Genomic DNA, 19,467 nt, shown 5'->3' with positions numbered 1-19,467 from the left:
CTCAACCATTCAATCATTCATTGTCCGCCTTTGGCGGAACGTACAGCATGGCCGTGCAGAGACAGTTGCTGCGGTTTTTGGCCGTGAGGATGTCAAAGTTCACGCAGCTGCGGCAGCCTTTCCAGAACTCCTCGTCGTTGGTGAGCTCAGAGTAAGTCACCGGACGGTAGCCAAGGTCTGAGTTGATTTTCATCACCGCCAATGCAGTAGTCAACCCGAAAATTTTAGCCTCGGGATACTTGGTGCGCGACAGTTCAAACACCTTTTGCTTGATGCGCTTGGCCAATCCGCTCTTACGCAGGTGCGGTGACACAATCAGGCCCGAGTTGGCCACGTACTCGCCATGGCCCCAGGTTTCAATGTAGCAGAAGCCCGCCCAGTTGCCCTCGGCATCAAACGCGATCACGGCTTTGCCTTCCCGCATCTTCTGGGCCACATAGTCTGGGGAGCGCTTCGCGATACCGGTGCCGCGGGCTTTCGCCGAAGACTCCATCTCGTCGCAAATCTGCTGTGCAAAGGGGGTGTGCTCCTCAGTAGCAACCACTACCGTGAAAGCGTTATTTGAAGTTTCCATGAAAGGAACAGATGCAATAGGCTGCAACTCTACAGCCGAAGCGTATGTACGCATCGCTATATGTTTGTTAAAAAATAAGAAAGAAAAGGAGGTACTGCTACCAACTTAAGAGTTGGTATACAGAGATGCATCCGGGTTGGTTGTAGATTACAACCTGCGCCGGTGGCCTAGCGCCTGGATCGGGTAAGGTAAATGGGTTCACAAAAAACTGTTCTGGGCAGAACAGAAAAAAGCGCACTCCTCAAAACGGAGCGTTTTACCGTTGCCACAACAACTGATAAAAGCGACTTTTTATTCATTGATTTAGGATCGTGTAAAAAATGTTGGCTTCTGCTTGAAAGCTTCCGCAAAGATTTCATTAAAAAAATGAAAATACCAACGGTTTGGTTCATTTCTTAAAGAAAAATTAATCTTGGGTTGGTGATCTTCTGCGGCAAAAGCAATAAGCCCAGGAAAGCTCCAAGCTCAAGAAATGCCGTTTAACAGCTATTCTTGGAAAATTGAGGCTAAAACGAAATGAGCAGAGAAAGCCCGAACACTACTGCTTGTTGTTGGCCACACCAGACATTGCTCAGAGGAAATTGACCTGCATGAAACAGTATGGTTTTGGATTCTCTTCTTGTGCTGTTTGTCTGCATCAATGATGGAAATGGGTGTAAAAAGGGAAAGTCCTTAAAAGAACTATCCATGGATTGGTTCTTTTAAGGACTTTCCCTTTTTGGCGTTTATAACCCGTTTCTGCTTAAATGGTGTTGTAGTAATTGATTACCTGGGTTAAATCTTTGTCGTTTTTAAGGTTAAGTTTATTGGTGGTGATGTAGCCTTTCAGTGCATCCTTTTTGTTTTTCAGCGCAGACAAAACCGATTTTTCATCATTCTTTATTTTGGTAAGCTCATCACCCTGTTTAAGGTAGTAGATGGTGACATCGGCAATTCTTTTGGTGACAGTGGCTGAATTGAATGCTTTTTCTTCTCTTATTACCTTGAAGTCCCTTTTCAGCAGACTCACCGGTCCGGTAGCCAGGACTTCATAAAACGTGTTGGCTTGCGCGCTTTTATCAACGGTGGGACCACTCAGAAAGGTTCTGGTCTGTTCAGTGACTTTGTCCCGTGAGTAGTCGATGCTGAAAGAAGTTACGGGTTGGGTGAGTTCCATCACTATGCCATGTTTGTTTTTGAACTGCAGCAGGCCTTCCACCATGTCATACTTCAATTCTACGTCTTTGTGGATGGTGCCATTGGGGAGTGTGATGGTTCCTTTGCTAAAGTCTTCCTGTAAAAAGGGGGAGCCTTCCACGTTAACGTACTGGCTTAACCTGATAGGCCGGCCGTTCACTTCCTCTAAATAAACCTGGGCAGTGGTTCTCATACTGGTACATGCTATGAGCAGCAATACCAGCCATAAAAGTTTGTTTGGGTTCATGTTAAATGGTGAGATGTTGTAAGTTAAAGTAGAATAGAGCTACATCTGCAACGCTTATAAAGCTAAAGAAATTGAGCGTAAGTACCGTTTGTCTCATGCTGAAATAAAATAAGCCCTCAGGTAAGTCTGAGGGCTTATTAGTTATTCATTCAGGGTTTGATTGAATGACCTTTCATTTATCACCTATTATTCCCAACCCGGATTCTGCTGAATGTTAGGGTTGGCAGTTATCTCGGTACGTGGAATTGGCAATATTCTCTTTGGATCACTGTAAGGAAGATCATTTGGTGCTCTTCTTCTGCCAGTGATATCAGCCATTAGCCTGTTTAGGGTGGCAAAACGATCGCCTTCAAAAGCCAGCTCTTTTCTGCGCTCCGTAATGATATCGTTCAGGAGTTGCGTTCCGGTAGAGGCGTATACCTTGCCTGGTTCTCTTTCCGCTACTAAAGCATTCAGATACGTGAGAGCCAGTTCATCATTCCCGGTACGGTTGGCTGCCTCGGCGGCAATGAGGTAAACCTCAGACATCCGGATCACTACTTTGTCTTCAGCGTCGCCAGCTATGGCATTGTACTTAGTGACAATGTAGGCTGGGTTGTCACCGGCGCCTCTTCTACCTACCCTAATCAACTGTCTTCTGATATCATCAGGTGAATACTGGGCGAAAAGGCTTGGCGTGGCCAAGTTTTGGCCGTAACCACCCTGGTTGAAGAAGTAGGCATATTCATTTACCCCGTTATTCTCCGTCTGGGTAGCGGAAACCTCAAACAATGACTCCAGGCCTTGCAGTTTGGTGGCGTCTGTCTCTGCCCAGTAAGATAATACAGACTCATATGGCAACAGCTCAACGCCGCTTTCATTGATGACTTCCTCTGCTTGCTGTAAAGCCAAAGCGTAATCTCCTTTGTAGAGGTTCACTTCGGCCTGCAAAGCGCGGGCGGCATACTTAGACAAGCGTACCGTGCCTTCATCCAGGGTCATCATGGTGTAGGCTTTGTCCAAATCAGACAAGATCTGTGCGTACACCTCAGCTACCGTATTCCGGCTTGGCTGTGCATTGTATTCGAACTCTTTCAAGACGAGCGGCACACCCAAATGCGAGGCATTGGCGGTTTCATTGTAAGGTCTGGCAAAGTGCCGCACTAATTCAAAATACATTAAGGCTCTTAAAGCATAGGCCTCGCCTTTGTACTGGTCTACTGCTTCCTGGTCTGTAACAGTAGGGTTTGAATTGATGATCGCGTTGGTTCGGTTGATCACGTCATAGGCCCCTGTCCAGATTTCGGTTACTTCCCCGCTGTTGTTCAGGAAATTGTAGCCGGAGAGAGAGTTGAAATAACCCGAGTTGGAAGTAGCGACATACATGTTGTCGGCGAGCATGTCTCCCAGCACCGGTAGGTTCAAGCCATACAGGTTTGTAGAAGCAAGTCCGCCATACGCTCCTCTTAGGGCGCTTAGAACATCATTGTCTGTGCGAAGGGCTTCATTTGCGTTGATGCCCGTTGAAGGTGTTTCATCCAGGAACTCATCACCGCAGGAACTGAGCATGCCTGCAGAAAGCAGCCCAGCTAAAAGCATTACCTTATAATTATTTTTCATGAGGTCTTTTTAAAATTAGAAGCCAACGTTAATACCAAAAGTGACTGTTTTAGGAACACTGATTTCGAAGTTTGTGGTTCCCGTAACTCCCCCTGCCTCAGGGTCATAAGGAAGTGTGTCGTCTTTCACCCAAGTAGCTAAGTTGGTTCCTCTCAGGTATACTCTTACGTTAGTCATTTTTAGGTTTCCAATAAGACTGGCTGGTAAGCTGTACCCCAGTGTTACATCTCTCAGGCGAATGAAATCACCTTTGTTCAGGTTGTTTGTAGACAAAGAGCGATAACGCAAGTCATTGTCATAAGACAACATAGGCACAGAAGCCTGGTCACCTTCCTGTTGCCATCTGTCAAGTTGGGTTGCTCTTTGGTTGAATCCGCTCAGGTACCATCCACCACTGTTCAGATACTGGAAGTATGGGTCGCGGATGTAGTTGCCATAGCTATAGTAAAACAAGGCATCAAGGGTCAGGCCTTTGTAAGTAAGGGTGGTACCTGCACTACCAAAAGCAGTAGGTAAGGCAGATTTCCCGGTCAATGAATAAGCAGCCTGTGAGTAAGTTTTAGTGGTCTCTGACTGAGACGCATCTGTATACCACATTGGCATGCCATCCTCAGGATCTACACCAGCCCAGATTGGCATGTAGAACTGGTAGATATCCTGACCCACTTGTCTGATGAAACCACCGGTTTGTTGCTTGTCTACCGCTAGCTCTGTGATCTCGTTTTTGTTTCTGGAGATGTTAAAGCTCAGGTCCCACTTAAAGTCTCCTACTTGGATTGGAGTACCGGAAATGGCAAGCTCAAATCCACTGTTTTTCATGGCGCCAATGTTTTCCAGAATGCTGGGGAAACCAGTGGTTAAGGAAAGCGGACGGTTCAGCAGCAGGTCTGAGGTAGTTCTGGAGTAATAGTCTGCGGTTAAGCTTAAGCGGTTGTCAAACAAGATCGCATCAATACCCACGTCAAATGGTTTATTTTTCTCCCAGGTGAGGTTGGCATTACCCAGTGATGATGGTGTGGCAGCCACAGCGCCTTCGTATGTGCTGGCATAAGAATAAACCCTTCTCCAGTCATAATTACCAATCCCGGCGTTACCGTTTACCCCATAGGAGGTTCTTAGCTTCAACTGGTTGATCCAGTCATAATCTTGCATGAAATCTTCTTGGTCAATGTTCCAGCTAGCGCCTACAGACCAGAAGTTACCGTATCTGTTCTCTGATCCGAATCTGGAAGAACCGTCTCTCCTGAAGGAGCCAGACAATACATACTTGCCTTTGTAAGAAATATCTCCTAAAGACAGGATGGACGCAAAGGAGTAGCCTTCATTGGCTCCATTGGCCGTGATTGGCGTGGCAGCGTTAGAAGGAGCCGTGAAATCAATGTTCAGCGGCATGTTCTCGGCATACACATTAGATGTATAGATTGAGGATCTCTGCGCTTCATAACCACCTTTCAGGTTTACAACCCAGGCATTGTCCTTGTTAATGTCCCAGGTGTAGTTCAACAGGTTTGTCCATACCCAGTTGAAATAACGGGTATAATACCTTGTGGAGCTACCGCCTACAGATTCTGCATCACCATAGAAAGGGTTTTGATAGTTGTCTTCTTCCAGACTGTTGTAGTCAATACCATACTTTGTAGTGAAGGAGAGGCCTGGCAAAATTTTATACTCTGCATTCAAGCTCCCGATAGCCTTTAAGATGTTGCTCTCGTTTTTATCTAATTCTGCCAAACGGAGTGGGTTGAAAGGGCCTTGTGGTTCAGCATCAAGACCAAGGGTTGGCATCAGGAATAAACCAGCCAGAATTGGGTTGGCAAAGAATCCACTGTTAAGCGGACCGGTTTGAGTACTATTGGAAAGCAACAGGTTAGTACCTACTGCCAGCTTCTGGTTTAAGCTGTGTCTGATATTTAAACCACCAGAGTATCTTGTGAATTCTGAGTTAAGAGTGGTGCCTTCCTGGTTGAAATAACCACCAGAGATATTGAAGGTAGTTTTTTCATCTCCCCCTGAAGCGGCAAGGTTATATTGTTGCGTTTTACCTGTTTGCAGTACTTCATCTTCCCAGTTGGTATTCACCTCTGGGTCCAGTCCGAAGTTCTCTTGAATGAATGCGCCAATATTGTCTTCATTCAGTTCATAGAAGTCCCAGTAGCCATCATTGCGCAGCGCCTCACCCAGCAACTCAATGTTTTCAGCGGTTGTGAGCATCCGGGTTTTCTCATTATAATAGGCCCGTTTGGCTACCCCGTACTCTGCATCAAAACGCACTTTGGTTTTTCCGGCTCTACCGCTCTTGGTGGTAATTACAATTACCCCGTTGGCCGCTCTTGAACCATAGATAGAGGCAGCAGAGGCATCTTTCAATACGTTGATGCTCTCAATATCATTGGGGTTAATACCAGCCAAAGCGTTGGCAGTGGTAGTATTTCTAGACAAATCACCAGAGTTGATGGGAACTCCATCTACTACGAATAGGGGTGCAGAAGAACCAGTGATGGAACCAATACCTCTGATGCGGATCTGCTGGGCAGAACCTGGTTGGCCTGATGCACCAACTGACTGTAGGCCAACTACCCGGCCTTGTAGGGCCTTGTCAACAGAAGACATAGGGATGTTCTCTATTTCAGCCCCACCAACCTGTGACACAGCCCCGGTTTGCTCTAATTTGGTTTGGGTACCATAACCAGTTACCACAACCTCGCTCAGGGTACGGGCATCTGTTGATAAGCGAACATCTATGTTTGATTGACCTCCAATAGCAATTTCTCTGTTGGTGTATCCAATGAAAGAGAATACGAGAGTTCCCCCAGAAGCCGGTACAGAAATGGTGTAGCTACCATTAACATCTGTAGGCGCAGCAGTGCTGGTTCCTTTGAGCTGGACTGTTACCCCAGGCATTGCATCGCCTGTTGCAGCATCAGTCACCCTTCCTGTGATCGTCCTTGATTGCGCCACGGCCTCCTGCAGAGCCATAGACAACAAGAAAAGACTTAATAGTAAAATTTTCTTCATGTTGGTTTTTGTTTGTTTAGGTAAATGAAGTGTATAAAAATAACAATTATTAATATAAACTAATAACCCCTGAGCTATTAGTTTGTTTTTTTAGTGTATTTCTCTGCATAACTGATACTTAACATATGGTTATTTTGATGAGGTGCTGTAATGCCCTGGAGCACAGCCGTTTTTAATAATATGTTAATTAGAATATATAATCAAAATTATATATTCTTTACAAGAATGCAGACAGAAGGATGCTGTAGTTTACTTGTGGCAAATCTGTTGAGAGGATAGAAGCTGTAACGTTTTTTGTTTCTAAGGGTTTTGTAAATAATCATTGCTAAGATAGAACAACCACCGTCTTGTGTCATTGCCATGACGAGCAACTGCCTCCTTATGGTTGCTCAGGTTTGATAACCTGCGCAATGACTTTCATATCTGCCACAATGTGAAGCTTTTATATCCAAAAGAATAAGGGCTTGGTTTTAGGGAGTAAGACAAACCAGTTACTTTTCATTCTATCAATTTCTTATAACCATAGAGAGTTGACAATGCCTATATGATAATAGAATAGCATGTTTTTATTAATTTCATAAAGAATATTCAATAAATTAAAAATAAAATTACAAGTCCAATTTTGAATCTTGAGTTTACTAAATTGTTTCTGGAAAAGTGAGCCAGTAAAATATTTCATTTTTTCTATTTTAAGTCAAGGCTTGATTATTGTATTTTACAAACGTTTTTATTTTAGGGATCTTAAAGTAAGTAGAAGCTTTTATCTGTTTTTCGAAGTGTAAAATGGTTATACATAAGGCGTTGAGTATTGTTTTAACTGGTAGTTGTAATGCTGATAGGTTTAGTTAAATGGTGTATTTCCCTTTTGGTTTTGTGGTGGTGCATGCCTGTTTAATCAATGGCAAAGCTTCTGAATAAGCGCAGGATGGAAGTCTTATAGCTCTTGAAAAAGCTAATTACAGCTGAATAAAACTCAATGCATCAGTATGCCAGTACACAAAAGATTAACGAATTCTTGCCTGAAAGCTTCTTCATTCCATTAAATAAAGGATTAAGGTAAAGAGATCTGACTTGCGGTTTTCTCCTCATAACCGTAAAAAGACCTTAAAACGGTAGCAGTCTGCTTGAGAAAATGTTTAGGTCTAAAGTGAAGGTTCGAAATTGTGAATAATTCAAGAACACGGAAGAGAAGGTGAAGAGTAGCACCAAAAGTTACTTGTCTTATTCGAACAATGGAATATAGTCAGTGAGTGGAAGCACAGGGCTTCTCTCCCCAAAAAGCCTGTATTGATTGTGCTAGAGTGAATTTTTCTACCTCTGTCTCATCTTTAAGGCTGGAAAATTGATTTAAATAAAACATTGGGATAACCTCTAAGTAAAGAGGGAATTCTGGCCTGGTGAAGAGTTTAAGAAAAAAAGTTAGGATTTGAGATGGTGAAAAACTAAAAACCTTGTTTCTGAGCCAAGAATCGCTTAATATTAGGCAACGATAAAACCATTTATAACCTAACTACAACCTAACATGAAGAAAGTCTTACTTTTAGTTCTTGTTCTGTTCACCGTGGTGCTACAACAAGCCGCGGCGCAGAATAGGACTATTACAGGGAAAGTCACAGACGCAAGTACTGGCGAGGGAATGCCAGGAGTGACTGTCCAGCTCAAGGGAAGCACTACAGCAGTGCCTACGGATGTTAATGGAAGTTATTCCATCAGCGTGCCTGCTGGTGGTGGTACACTCGTATTCACTTTCATTGGTTACACAAACCAGGAAGTGGCCATTGGAAACCAAACTTCTGTTAACGTAAGATTGTCTACTGATGCAGAACAGCTGAAAGAAGTTGTGGTAACAGCTTTAGGTGCCGAAAGAACCAAGAACTCATTGCCTTACGCTGCGCAGCAGGTACAGGGCGAGGCCCTTACGGTTGCTCGTAACCCCAATGCTGTTAACTCATTGGCTGGTAAAGTGGCTGGTTTGAACATCACGCAAAACAACACCATGGGTGGTTCTACCAACGTGGTAATGCGCGGTACCAAATCAATCACTGGTAATAACCAGGCTCTGTTTGTGGTAGATGGTGTTCCAATCAGCAATGCCAACACTAACTCCGCTAACCAGAGAACTGGCCGTGGCGGTTATGACTACGGTAACGCTGCCGCTGACATCAACCCAGACGACATTGAGTCAATGAGCGTTCTGAAAGGTGCTGCTGCAACTGCACTTTATGGCTCACGCGCCGCTAACGGTGTGATCATGATCACTACCAAAAAAGGTAGAAGAGGTTTGGGTATCACCATGAACAATGGTGTAACCATGGGCTTTGTTGACAAAAGCACTGCTCCTAAATACCAGAAACAATACGGTGCTGGTTACGGTCCTTTCTATGGCCCGGATGAAGATGCTTATTTCAACCAGCGTGACATGAACGGCGATGGCGTTCTGGACTTAGTTGTTCCTTTCACTGAAGATGCTTCTTACGGTGCTCCTTTTGATCCAAGCCTGATGGTGTACCAGTGGAACTCATTAGACCCAACCTCTCCTCAGTATCGTCAGGCTACTCCTTGGGTAGGTGCTAAAAACGATCCTAACTATTTCTTCGAAGATGCTGTTTCTGTGAACAACAGTGTTGTTTTAGATGGTGGCAACGATAACGGTAGCTTCAAATTGGGTTTCACCCGAAATGAGGACAAAGGTATTCTGCCAAACAGTAATCTTACCAAGAACATGATCAATTTTGCGGCTACTTATAACGTGTCGCCTAAATTGACTACCAGTGCGTCTGTTAACTTCTCCAAAGTAAATGGCTTAGGTCGTTACGGAACTGGTTATAGCTCTTTTAACCCAATGCAGCAATTCAGACAATGGTGGCAAACCAACGTTGACCTGAAAGAGCAGAAAGAAGCTTATTTCCGCAACAGACAGAACATTACCTGGAACACTCGTAGTGCCACTGACTTGAGACCAATCTACTCTGACAACCCTTACTGGGTACGTTATGAGAACTATGAAAATGATGAGCGTTACCGTTATTTTGGTAATGTATCTGCCACTTATAAATTCGCTGACTGGTTTAACCTGATGGGTAGAGTTACTTTGGACTCTTATGATGAGATGCAGGAAGAAAGAAATGCGGTAGGTAGTACCGGTGTCGCTGCTTATTCTCGTTTCAACAGAACTTCCAGAGAGTTTAACTATGACCTGATTGCTAATTTCAACAAAATGGTAGCAGGCGGCGATGTTAGCTTATCTGGTTTGATTGGTGCTAACATTCGCAGAAACTACGAGAGCTCCATCTTTGCCACAACTAACGGAGGTCTGGTAGTTCCTAGATTGTATTCTCTCTCTAACTCAGTAAGCCCAATCAACGCACCAACTGAGAGCGAGTTGAGAACCGGAATGGATGGTATCTTTGCCAGTGCTACAGTTGGTTACAAAGAAACTGTGTTCTTAGATGTGACAGCAAGAAGAGACAAGGCTACTACCTTGTTGGCTCCTAACAATGTATTCTATTATCCATCTGTTGCAACCAGCTACGTTTTCTCAGAAACTCTGAAAGAAACTTTGCCTTGGTTAAGCTATGGTAAAGTGCGTTTGAACTATGCAGAAGTAGGTAACGATGCCCCAGCCTTGTCTATCTATGACGTGTATGACAAACCAACTGCCTGGGGTTCTATTCCTTTGTTCTCTGTAGTTGGAACTAAAAACAACCAAAACCTGAAACCAGAAAGAACCAAGAGTGTGGAAGCTGGTTTAGAGATGGCCTTCTTGCAAGGTAAATTTGGTTTTGACATGTCAGTTTATAAAACTAACACAGTAGACCAAATCTTACCAGTGAGCGTTTCTACAGCCACAGGTTACAACTCAACCTTCGTGAACTCTGGTAATGTGGAAAATAAAGGTATTGAAGTATCTGCCTTTGTTAACCCCGTTAAAAACGATGATTTCTCTTGGACCGTGAATGTGAACTGGTCTAAAAACAGAAACGAAGTAATTTCATTGTACGAAGGTGTTCAAAACATTTCATTGGCTACCTACCAAGGTGGTATGTCTTCTAACGCTACCGTAGGTCGTCCGTTTGGTACACTGCGCGGTGCTGGATTTGTTTACAAAGACGGCCAGAAAGTAGTGGATGAAGATGGACACTACATGCTTTCTTCAAACAGAGAAATTGGTGATCCTAATGCTAACTGGAGAGGTGGTATTTCTAATACCTTAAACTACAAAGGTATTGGCTTATACTTCCTGGTTGACGTGCGTCAAGGCGGAGATGTGTTCTCTTTGGATAATTTCTACGGTTTTGGTACAGGTCTTTATGAAGAAACTACTCAGAACAATGACCTTGGAAACCCATCTCGTTTGCCAATCGCTCAAGGTGGTGGAGTTATCCTGCCAGGTGTGAAAGAAGACGGTACGCCAAACGACATCCGTGTAGAAAACGGTGAAGGTCTTTATGGTTACTACATGCCACAAGAGGCGCATGTTTATGATGCCAGCTTTGTAAAACTGAGAGAAGTTTCTTTGAGCTATTCTTTACCAGCTCCGTTGATGGCTAAATTGAAACCTTTCTCTGCAATTGATTTGTCTCTGGTAGGTAGAAACCTGTGGATCATCCACAAAAACCTGCCTTACGCAGATCCAGAAGATGGTTTGAGCTCTGGTAACTTAGGACAAGGATATATTTCTGGTAGCTACCCAACTACCCGTAATATTGGATTTAACCTTAGATTCAAATTTTAATTAAGAACAATGAAGAGAATACTATATTTCTGCATTCCAGCTTTGCTATTCACTACTTCGTGTGTAGATAGCTTAGATGATTATAATATCAACACGAAAGCCGCCACTCAAGTACCGGGTGCTACTCTGGTAACTAGTGCTGAGCGCAGCTTGTCTAATATCATCACCAGTTCCAGTGTGAATAATAACCCTTTCCGGTTTTATGCACAGTACTGGGCGGCTACTACGTATCCAGATGAGAGCCAGTTTGTGATTGCTACCAGACAAGTGGATAGAAACTTCTGGGATCCTTTTTACCGTGACGTTCTGCGTGATTTAAAAGAGGCCAAGACCATTATCACGGCGAATAATCTTTTAGATGCAAAGATTAAAGCAAACCAGTTAGCTTCTATTGAAGTTCTGGAAGTATATGCCTGGTCTGTATTGGTAAATACCTTTGGAGATGTTCCTTACTCAGAGGCCTTAGACATTGCTAATGTATTGCCTAAGTACGATGATGATGCTGCCATCTATGCTGATTTAACTGTTCGTCTGGACAAAGCGATTGGTATGTTTGACGCTACAGCTACCGGATTAGGTACCGCTGATTTGATCTACAATGGCAATGTTCCTAACTGGATTAAGTTTGCCAACTCTCTGAAATTGAGACTGGGCATGACGTTAGCAGATGTGGACCCTGCCAAAGCTAAAGCAATGGTAGAGGCTGCAGCCCCTAACGTAATTAAATCTAACACAGAAAGTGCAGATATCACTTACCTGGCTACTACCCCCAACACTAACCCTGTTTGGACAGATCTAGTACAAAGTGGTAGAGCTGACTTCGTGGGAGCAAACACGATCATTGATAGAATGAACGCGTTGAATGACCCAAGAAGAAATGAGTACTTCAAACCATTGGAGAATGGTACCTTTAAAGGTGGTACTTACGGTGCGCCAAACTCTTACTCTGCGAACTCTGCTCCTGGTACTATCCTTGAGAGCCCTACTAACCCAGGTATGCTGTTGTCATACTCAGAAGTTGAGTTCTTGCTGGCCGAAGCAGTTGAAAGAGGATTTGCTGTAGGCGGAACCGCAATGGGTCACTACAATGCTGGTATCACTGCCTCTATCACTGAGTGGGGTGGAACTGAAGCCGAAGCAACTGCTTACATTCTGCAACCAAGCGTTAACTACCTGACTGCTCCTGGAGATTACAAGCAGAAAATTGGTACCCAAAAATGGTTAGCCCTTTACAACAACCCAGTTGAAGGTTGGAAAGAGTGGAGAAGATTAGATGCTCCAAACCTGGTGAAACCAGCTTTGGGTATCAGTGAGATTCCACTTCGGTTAACTTACCCAACTACGGAGTTTAACAGTAATGGTGATAACGCCGAAGCTGCTTCAGCTGCCATTGGTGGTAATACCGTTACCTCAAAAGTTTTCTGGGATAAATTCTAAGAATTATTTCAGGTCTAAAGCCTGATTAGTCAAAAGCCCTGGTAGGATCTGCCAGGGCTTTTTTATTTCCTTCTTTTCTGTATTCATTCCATAACTCTATGTTCAATGTTTTCCATAGGCCATAAATGAATTGAGGCATAAATCAGCGGATGCCATTTTGACCCTATGGATATATTATTAAGTTGGAAATAATGAGCTGCAATAACAAATCCTGGTCAGCGCTGCTGAATTTCCAATAAGGTCAAATGCCCATCATCATATCAAATTCTTTCCAAGCAATGGCTGTAAAAACAAAGAGAGTTTGCTCCCGCAGGAGCAAACTCTCTTTGTTTTACTATTACGTAAATAGATCCGGAACATCGCCTAAGAGCCGCATTCTTACCTTCTTGTAAGAGCTTCTTAAGAATGTACGTCAAACTGTAGTCGCAGAAGGTTCGCGTAAATCCCATCTGGGTTGTTGGCCAGTACTTCATGTGAGCCTTCCTCCACAATCTGCCCTTTGTCAATCACCAGGATTTTGTCTACTTTTCTGATGGTGGCCAGACGGTGAGCGATGATGATAGTGGTCCGGTTTTTCATCAATTCATCCATGGCTTCCTGAACCAGCATTTCAGACTCAGAGTCAAGGGAACTGGTGGCCTCATCCAGAATCAAAATTGCAGGGTCTTTGAGGATGGCACGGGCAATGGCGATGCGCTGACGCTGTCCTCCGGAGAGCTTAATACCGCGCTCACCCACCACCGTGTTGAATGCCTCGGGGAAAGACTGGATAAACTGCAGGGCATTGGCTTTTTGGGCAGCTATCAGCACTTCTTCATCGGTGGCATCCGGACGGCCGTAGGCAATGTTCTCCCTGATGGTTCCGCCAAAGAGCAATACCTCCTGCGGCACAATACCAATGTTGCCGCGCAGGTCATGGAGGTGCAGGTTATTGATGTTCTGGCCGTCAATAGAGATGGTGCCCTGCTCTACTTTGTAGAACTTCATGAGTAACTGCGCAATGGTAGATTTTCCGGCGCCGCTGGAGCCCACCAAGGCAATTTTCTCCCCGGCCTTAATATCAAAGTCAATGTTCTGCAGTACCGGCAAGTCCGGGCGGGTAGGGTAGGAGAAGCCCACATGGTTATAACGTACGTTCCCGTTCAATCTCACCGGCGTGGCTGCCGGAAGGCCCACATTAGGTTGCTCTACCGGTTGGTCCAAAATCTCCAGAATACGGTCAGAAGCACCAATGGACACCTGGATCTTGGCGTACAAATCACCCAGACCGGCCACTGAAGCCCCGATAAAGGTCGTGTACAGGATAAAGGAAGTCAACTCACCAAAGGTTAGCTCGCCACGCTGTACCAGGGTAGCGCCGTACCAGATCACCAGAATAATACCCCCAAAGAGCCCGATGATGATAAAGGAAATGAAAGCGCCCCGGTAGAATGAGGTGGTGATGGCCGTTTTCACCGATCGGCCCAAAGCCTGCTTGTAGCGGTTGATCTCAAATAGCTCATTGGTGAAGGCTTTCACCACCTGGATGGCCTGCAAAGTTTCCTCCACAATCACATTGGTGATAGCCAGTTCATCCTGCGTTTTGCGCGATAGCTTTTTAAGCCTTTTCCCGAAAACCATGGCCAAAATAACTAGCACCGGAAAAGTGGCCAGCATGAAGAGTGAAAGCTTCACGGAAATAAACATGATAAACCCGATGCCCACCACCAGAGTAGTCACCTGGCGGAATAGCTCGGCCAGGGTAATGGAAAAACCATCCTGTATGTAACTCACGTCTGAGGTGATGCGGCTGGTGATCTCACCCACACGGCGTTGTTCAAAGAATGTGAGCGGCAGGCCCATGAACTGGGTGTATAGGCTCTGGCGGATGTCGGCGATGGCGTTTTCACTTACCTGGGCAAAGAAATAGACCCGGAAGAAAGAGAAGATTCCCTGCAAGGCAATCACCCCGAAAAGCAGCAACGCGATAAGGTCAATGTCTTGGAAGAAAGCGGTAGGTTTGCCCACGGCCGCATCTAACAGCATACCCGTCACGGCCGGGAAAGCCATGAACGTAAGGCTGGAGAAAAGCAGAAACACCAGGCCCGTGTAGAACTTGGCTTTGTAGGGAAGCAGAAATCTAAATATCTGAAGGCCACGCCGCAAGCTCTCTTTGTTCAGCTTGGGTTTGCCTTCTGTCTCAAGTTCGGAAGCCGCTCCCGGCCCGAATCCTCGTTTTGCCATGTACTATTTAATAGTTAAATTTAAATTGGGCCGCAAGGAAGCAGCACCAGAAAAGCTTTCTGAGACTATCAAATCCGTTTTACGCCGGTTTTGAAGAAAGTAGGGCTAAAACTGGAACAAATCTGCTTAATCTTGGAAAGCAACCTGCAAAGGTAGCCAATACTCCTGACTTCCGCAGCTTAATGAAATGGGGTTAAAGGCCTTTCTGAGCAGTTTTACGGGCAGATACCAACCATAGGCCCAAAAACATGAGCAGGCCGTTCAAAAGCAGCACCTCAAAGCCAAACTGGTAGCCCCAAAACCACTCCTGCGAGTTCGCGCTGATCACATAAGTGAGCACCGGAGACAACACGCCAAACACCGGCACCAACCTGTCTTGCACCGTACGCTTGGTCAGCAGCCCGAAACTGTACATGCCCAGCAAGGGGCCATAGGTGTAGCCCACCAGCGTGAAAAGCGTGGCGATGATGCTTTCGTCGTTGTACAGCCTGAAGAGCAGGATCACCACCATCAGCAATCCCGAGAAAGCCAGGTGCACCCAGTTTTTATAGCGGATGCGTTGGGCCTCCGGCCGATGCTGGAAATGAAGGAAATCCACGCAGAAAGCGGTAGTGAGTGAGGTGAGCGCCGAGTCTGCCGAGGCGTAGGTGATGGCCGTGATGCCTAGAATGAAGGCTATCCCAGCTACAACCGGGAAATGACGCAGGGCCAGCTCAGGGAAGACATCGTCTCCTTTGCTGGGCAGCAGGATTCCTTTTTTGGTTGCGTAGAAGTAGAGAAGGGCACCCAGGATCAGGAACAGAAGGTTCACCACCAGTAGAATCACCGTGAACCAGAACATGTTCTTCTGGGCCTCGGGCAGGTTGCGGCAACTCAGGTTCTTCTGCATCATGTCCTGGTCTAGCCCCGTCATGGCAATGGTGATGAAAGCTCCGGCCACTAACTGCTTCAGGAGGAAATTAGGCGCTTTGGCGTCCCAAACCCATACCTGGGCATATTTGCTCTGCCCTATGGCCTCGGTCATACCGGTAAAGGAAAGTTGCAGTTCCTCAGAAACAACCCAGATGCAGATGCCCAGGCACAGGAGCATGGCCAGGGTCTGAAAGGTATCGGTCCAGATGATGGTTTTCATGCCGCCCCTGAACGTGTACACCCATATGAACGCGATGGTAATGCCCACTGTGCCCGCAAACGGAATGCCCAGCGGCCCAAATACCGCCAACTGCAGCACGCCGGCCACCAGGTACAGCCGCAATGCCGCGCTCATGGTACGCGAGAGCAGGAAGAAGGCGCTGCCGGTTTTGTAAGACCAGAATCCCAGCCGTTGCTCCAGGTACGTGTAGATGGAAACCAATTGCAGCCGATAATACAGCGGCAGCAGCACCAGCCCAATTACCAGGTACCCTAGCGCATAGCCCAGCACCATCTGCAGGTACGTGAACCCCGATTTTTCCACCATACCAGGAATGGACACAAACGTGATGCCCGAGAGCGTAGTCCCGATCATGCCAAACGCCACCACGTACCACGGCGACTCACGGTTGGCTAAAAAGAAAGCGGTCGTTGACTCGCCTTTCTTACTGGTTATAAAGGAAACGGCCAGCAACAAGCAGAAATAAGCGACAATGATGCCGAGGATAAGCAGAGGAGACACTGGGAGAATTAGGAATTAAGAATCGGGAATTAAGAATTACATGAGGCTATACCGTGGGGAATTGCCTGCGCAAAAGTACACGGAAGAAAGCTGTTTTAGGCCTGCTTTCGGGAAAAGAGCCGCAAAACCAGTTCCGGGACAAACAACAAGCCCCTGCGCTTTGGGCCTGTTTTCTGTAAAACAGGCCCAAAGCGCAGGGGCTCGCAAAAAGATGTTGTTAATAGGCTTGGGTTACATCCACAAACTCAGACCTTTTCCGGGAGATGGAGTAAAGGCCCATAAACGTGAGGAAGCCGTTCAGGATCAACACCTCAAACCCGAACTCGTAGCCCCAGAACCAATTCACGGAGTTCAAGCTGATAATGTAGGTTAAGATAGGCGCCAACACGCAGATCAAAGGCACCAGGCTGTCGCGCACGGGACGGTTGGTAAACACCCCAAATGAGTAGAGGCCCAGCAACGGTCCGTAAGTATAGCCCGCTACTTTAAACACCGCCTGCACCACGCTCTCATCGTTCACAATCTTGAAGATCACAATCACCACGGCCATGGTCACCGAGAAGCCAAGGTGCACCCAGTTCTTCAGTTTAATGCGCTGCGCCTCGGGGCGATTCTTGAAGTCAAGGAAATCCACGCAGAAAGAGGTGGTCAAAGCCGTGAGTGCCGAGTCTGCCGAAGCGTAGGTAATGGCCGTGATGCCCAGGATGAACACAATGCCCATGAAAGCCGAGAAGTAGTTCAGAGCCAGGAACGGGAACACGTTATCGCCTTTTTCAGGCAGGGTAAGGCCTTTTGACTGCGCGTACAGGTACAGCAGCGCGCCCAGGCTCAGGAACAGGATGTTCACAAACAGGATGATCAGGGTGAAGGAGAACATGTTTTTCTGCGCCTCCTTCAGGTTCTTGCAGCTCAGGTTTTTCTGCATCATGTCCTGGTCCAGACCTACCATCACAATGGAGATGAAGAACCCGGAGAAGAACTGCTTGAAAAAGTATTTGGAGTCTTTCACGTCCCAGAAAAACACCTGCGAGAACTTGCTCTCACTGATGGTGTTCACCATGCCGTTGAAAGAAAGGTTGAGGTCCTGCGAGATGGTTATGATGGTGATGCCCACGCAGATGAGCATGGCCAGGGTTTGGAAAGTATCGGTCCAGATAATGGTTTTCATCCCGCCCCGGAAGGTATATACCCAGATCAACCCGATGGTGATGATCACGGTCACCTCAAAAGGCACGCCCAGATTGTCAAAAACGGCTAGTTGCAAGACCCCGGTTACCAGGTACAGGCGCAGGGCAGCGCCCAGGGTTCTGGACAGCAGGAAGAACCCGGCGCCCGTTTTATAAGACCAATACCCGAAGCGTTGCTCCAGGTAGGTGTAGATAGACACCAGGTTAAGCCGGTAATACAAAGGCATGAGCACCAGCGCCACCACAAAATATCCCAGCATGTTACCCAGAATGAGCTGCAGGTAAGAAAACTGCGCCTTCTCTACCATGCCCGGTACCGAGATAAAGGTCACCCCGGAAAGCGAGGTTCCGATCATCCCGAAGGCCACCACGTACCACGGAGACTGGCGGTTGGCCAGGAAGAAGCTATCGGTGGATTCTCCTTTTTTACTTGTGAGAAAAGAGATGAGGATAAGGATACAGAAATAAGCGGCAATGATACCCAGGATAAGCGTTGACGACATGTGCGGGGAGGTAGGGTTTTGTGCGTTTTAGTTTTTGGTGCAAAGGCAAATATAACCAAAAAAGAATAGGGCGTAATTGAAAGAATGAGGGCAAAACCGGAGCCGAAGGACAAAAAGAAGCCTTCCCCACTTATATAGGGAAGGCTTTTGATGCAATATCTTAAAAACGGCTGGTTTTCTTAGAAGCCCCAGGGAGAGTTGAACCCGCCCGGATATCCGCCGCCGTAACCGTAGCCATAACCTGCATTGCCGCCGTTGCTGTAACGCACCCCACCCGAAACGGTGAAGTTAGGCGCTACCTGGTACTGGGCCTGAAAATGAAAGCCCTGGTTAGGCAGTCGGCCGTAAGTGAAAGGATTGCTGTTGTTCCAGCGGTTGGCCGCCGATGGGTTAAGGTCTTTCCAGACGCTGCCGCTGAGCAAAAGCCGGTCGGTCATGGCGTACGTACCGCCCACGTGTAACAAGTACTGGCGGCTGGGAGCGGAAGTCATCAACGTAGAAGTGCCCTCGCCGGTAGTGGTTCTGAAAGTAGGCCCTCCCCAGGTCTGTAGCATGGTAAGGCTGCTGAACACGTGGAACTTGGGTGATACCTGGTACTGCAACCGGGGCTCTACATAAGAAACCGACCCGAAATTACTGAACGCTGCACCCGCATTTAGGCCATAGCTCACCCGAGGAACAAACGGAGCCGATGCTTTGAGTGAATCCAGAGAAGAAGTGCGGGTGGTGACATCCTGCGCCTGAATTGGAAGCACGCCTGCCACCCAGACCAGCAAGGCAATGAAGGTATGTATGAGTTTGTTTGACATCTTGGATTTTGAATGAGCGCTGCCAGAAAGCCTGCATGACTTGGTGGGTCGCTACCCTGCTAAGATAAAGGTATTTAAGCCTCTAACGCAAGAACTCCCCTCAATAGTTTACCCTTTTCCGTTTCAAGCCTGATTTCTGAAAAGCGGGGCTGAAACAGGTAATTCTCAAACGGTGGAAAGATTGAACGGCAATGAGTCGGAAAGTGAAAGGGAAGTGGTTCTGTTTCTGTTCCTTGTTGTCCTTCAACATTATTGGTTATACTCCATTGGTTATGCCCTGATTTTTTCCTCACTCTCCTCTGTTATTG

The 19,467-nt window shown here is 46.4% G+C and carries 9 protein-coding genes and 1 pseudogene; 2 read left to right on the top strand and 8 right to left on the bottom strand.

The genetic code is table 11. From position 1 onward, the window contains the following. Positions 1 to 28 precede the first annotated feature (28 nt). The 4 genes and pseudogenes from J3P35_RS19210 to J3P35_RS19195 all read right to left on the bottom strand — a co-directional run. A pseudogene (locus J3P35_RS19210) lies at positions 29 to 574 on the bottom strand (GNAT family N-acetyltransferase); the annotation flags it as partial. 742 nt (positions 575 to 1,316) lie between these two features. Next, positions 1,317 to 1,943 carry a hypothetical protein gene (locus J3P35_RS19205; RefSeq protein ID WP_210466372.1) on the bottom strand — a complete coding sequence of 209 codons (627 nt, stop codon included), beginning with the start codon at positions 1,941 to 1,943 and terminating at the stop codon, positions 1,317 to 1,319. Positions 1,944 to 2,183: 240 nt separating this feature from the next. Then, the gene (locus J3P35_RS19200; protein ID WP_210466371.1) at positions 2,184 to 3,596 is read right to left on the bottom strand and encodes a RagB/SusD family nutrient uptake outer membrane protein; all 1,413 of its coding nucleotides are present in this window, start codon (positions 3,594 to 3,596) and stop codon (positions 2,184 to 2,186) included. A gap of 15 nt (positions 3,597 to 3,611) precedes the next feature. Continuing rightward, on the bottom strand, positions 3,612 to 6,611 hold the full coding sequence (locus tag J3P35_RS19195) for a SusC/RagA family TonB-linked outer membrane protein (RefSeq protein ID WP_210466370.1): 3,000 nt from the start codon (positions 6,609 to 6,611) through the stop codon (positions 3,612 to 3,614). Between the two features lie 1,522 nt (positions 6,612 to 8,133). Here J3P35_RS19195 and J3P35_RS19190 point away from each other — a divergent pair. Together J3P35_RS19190 and J3P35_RS19185 are read left to right on the top strand one after the other, a co-directional pair. Further along, positions 8,134 to 11,346 (top strand): SusC/RagA family TonB-linked outer membrane protein, encoded by a 3,213-nt coding sequence (locus J3P35_RS19190; protein ID WP_210466369.1) that lies wholly within the window; start codon positions 8,134 to 8,136, stop codon positions 11,344 to 11,346. A 9-nt stretch (positions 11,347 to 11,355) separates the two neighbouring features. Continuing rightward, positions 11,356 to 12,783: a SusD/RagB family nutrient-binding outer membrane lipoprotein gene (locus tag J3P35_RS19185; protein WP_210466368.1), complete on the top strand. Its 1,428-nt coding sequence runs from the start codon at positions 11,356 to 11,358 to the stop codon at positions 12,781 to 12,783. Between the two features lie 399 nt (positions 12,784 to 13,182). On the opposite strand, the gene J3P35_RS19180 is transcribed toward J3P35_RS19185, so the two are convergent. The 4 genes from J3P35_RS19180 to J3P35_RS19165 all read right to left on the bottom strand — a co-directional run bounded on the left by J3P35_RS19180 (position 13,183) and on the right by J3P35_RS19165 (position 19,159). Then, complete coding sequence (locus J3P35_RS19180) at positions 13,183 to 15,006, bottom strand: ABC transporter ATP-binding protein (protein WP_210466367.1); 1,824 nt, start codon at positions 15,004 to 15,006, stop codon at positions 13,183 to 13,185. A 193-nt stretch (positions 15,007 to 15,199) separates the two neighbouring features. Next, positions 15,200 to 16,660, bottom strand: coding sequence for a sodium:solute symporter (locus J3P35_RS19175; RefSeq protein ID WP_210466366.1), 1,461 nt, complete (start codon positions 16,658 to 16,660; stop codon positions 15,200 to 15,202). A gap of 217 nt (positions 16,661 to 16,877) precedes the next feature. Then, the gene (locus tag J3P35_RS19170; protein ID WP_210466365.1) at positions 16,878 to 18,350 is read right to left on the bottom strand and encodes a sodium:solute symporter; all 1,473 of its coding nucleotides are present in this window, start codon (positions 18,348 to 18,350) and stop codon (positions 16,878 to 16,880) included. 179 nt (positions 18,351 to 18,529) lie between these two features. Then, complete coding sequence (locus J3P35_RS19165) at positions 18,530 to 19,159, bottom strand: hypothetical protein (protein WP_210466364.1); 630 nt, start codon at positions 19,157 to 19,159, stop codon at positions 18,530 to 18,532. Positions 19,160 to 19,467 lie beyond the last annotated feature (308 nt).

Origin of the sequence: Rufibacter roseolus (assembly GCF_017916365.1) — a bacterium.
Classification (GTDB): Bacteria; Bacteroidota; Bacteroidia; order Cytophagales; family Hymenobacteraceae; genus Nibribacter; species Nibribacter roseolus.
This window is presented reverse-complemented; position numbering and strand designations above follow the sequence as displayed.

Excerpts from the sequence above, each read along its gene's own strand:
- J3P35_RS19165 (WP_210466364.1), bottom strand. The coding sequence starts at position 19,159 with ATGTCAAACAAACTCATACATACCTTCATTGCCTTGCTGGTCTGGGTG.
- J3P35_RS19205 (WP_210466372.1), bottom strand. The coding sequence starts at position 1,943 with ATGAGAACCACTGCCCAGGTTTATTTAGAGGAAGTGAACGGCCGGCCT.
- J3P35_RS19200 (WP_210466371.1), bottom strand. The coding sequence starts at position 3,596 with ATGAAAAATAATTATAAGGTAATGCTTTTAGCTGGGCTGCTTTCTGCA.
- J3P35_RS19185 (WP_210466368.1), top strand. The coding sequence starts at position 11,356 with ATGAAGAGAATACTATATTTCTGCATTCCAGCTTTGCTATTCACTACT.
- J3P35_RS19195 (WP_210466370.1), bottom strand. The coding sequence starts at position 6,611 with ATGAAGAAAATTTTACTATTAAGTCTTTTCTTGTTGTCTATGGCTCTG.
- J3P35_RS19180 (WP_210466367.1), bottom strand. The coding sequence starts at position 15,006 with ATGGCAAAACGAGGATTCGGGCCGGGAGCGGCTTCCGAACTTGAGACA.
- J3P35_RS19170 (WP_210466365.1), bottom strand. The coding sequence starts at position 18,350 with ATGTCGTCAACGCTTATCCTGGGTATCATTGCCGCTTATTTCTGTATC.
- J3P35_RS19190 (WP_210466369.1), top strand. The coding sequence starts at position 8,134 with ATGAAGAAAGTCTTACTTTTAGTTCTTGTTCTGTTCACCGTGGTGCTA.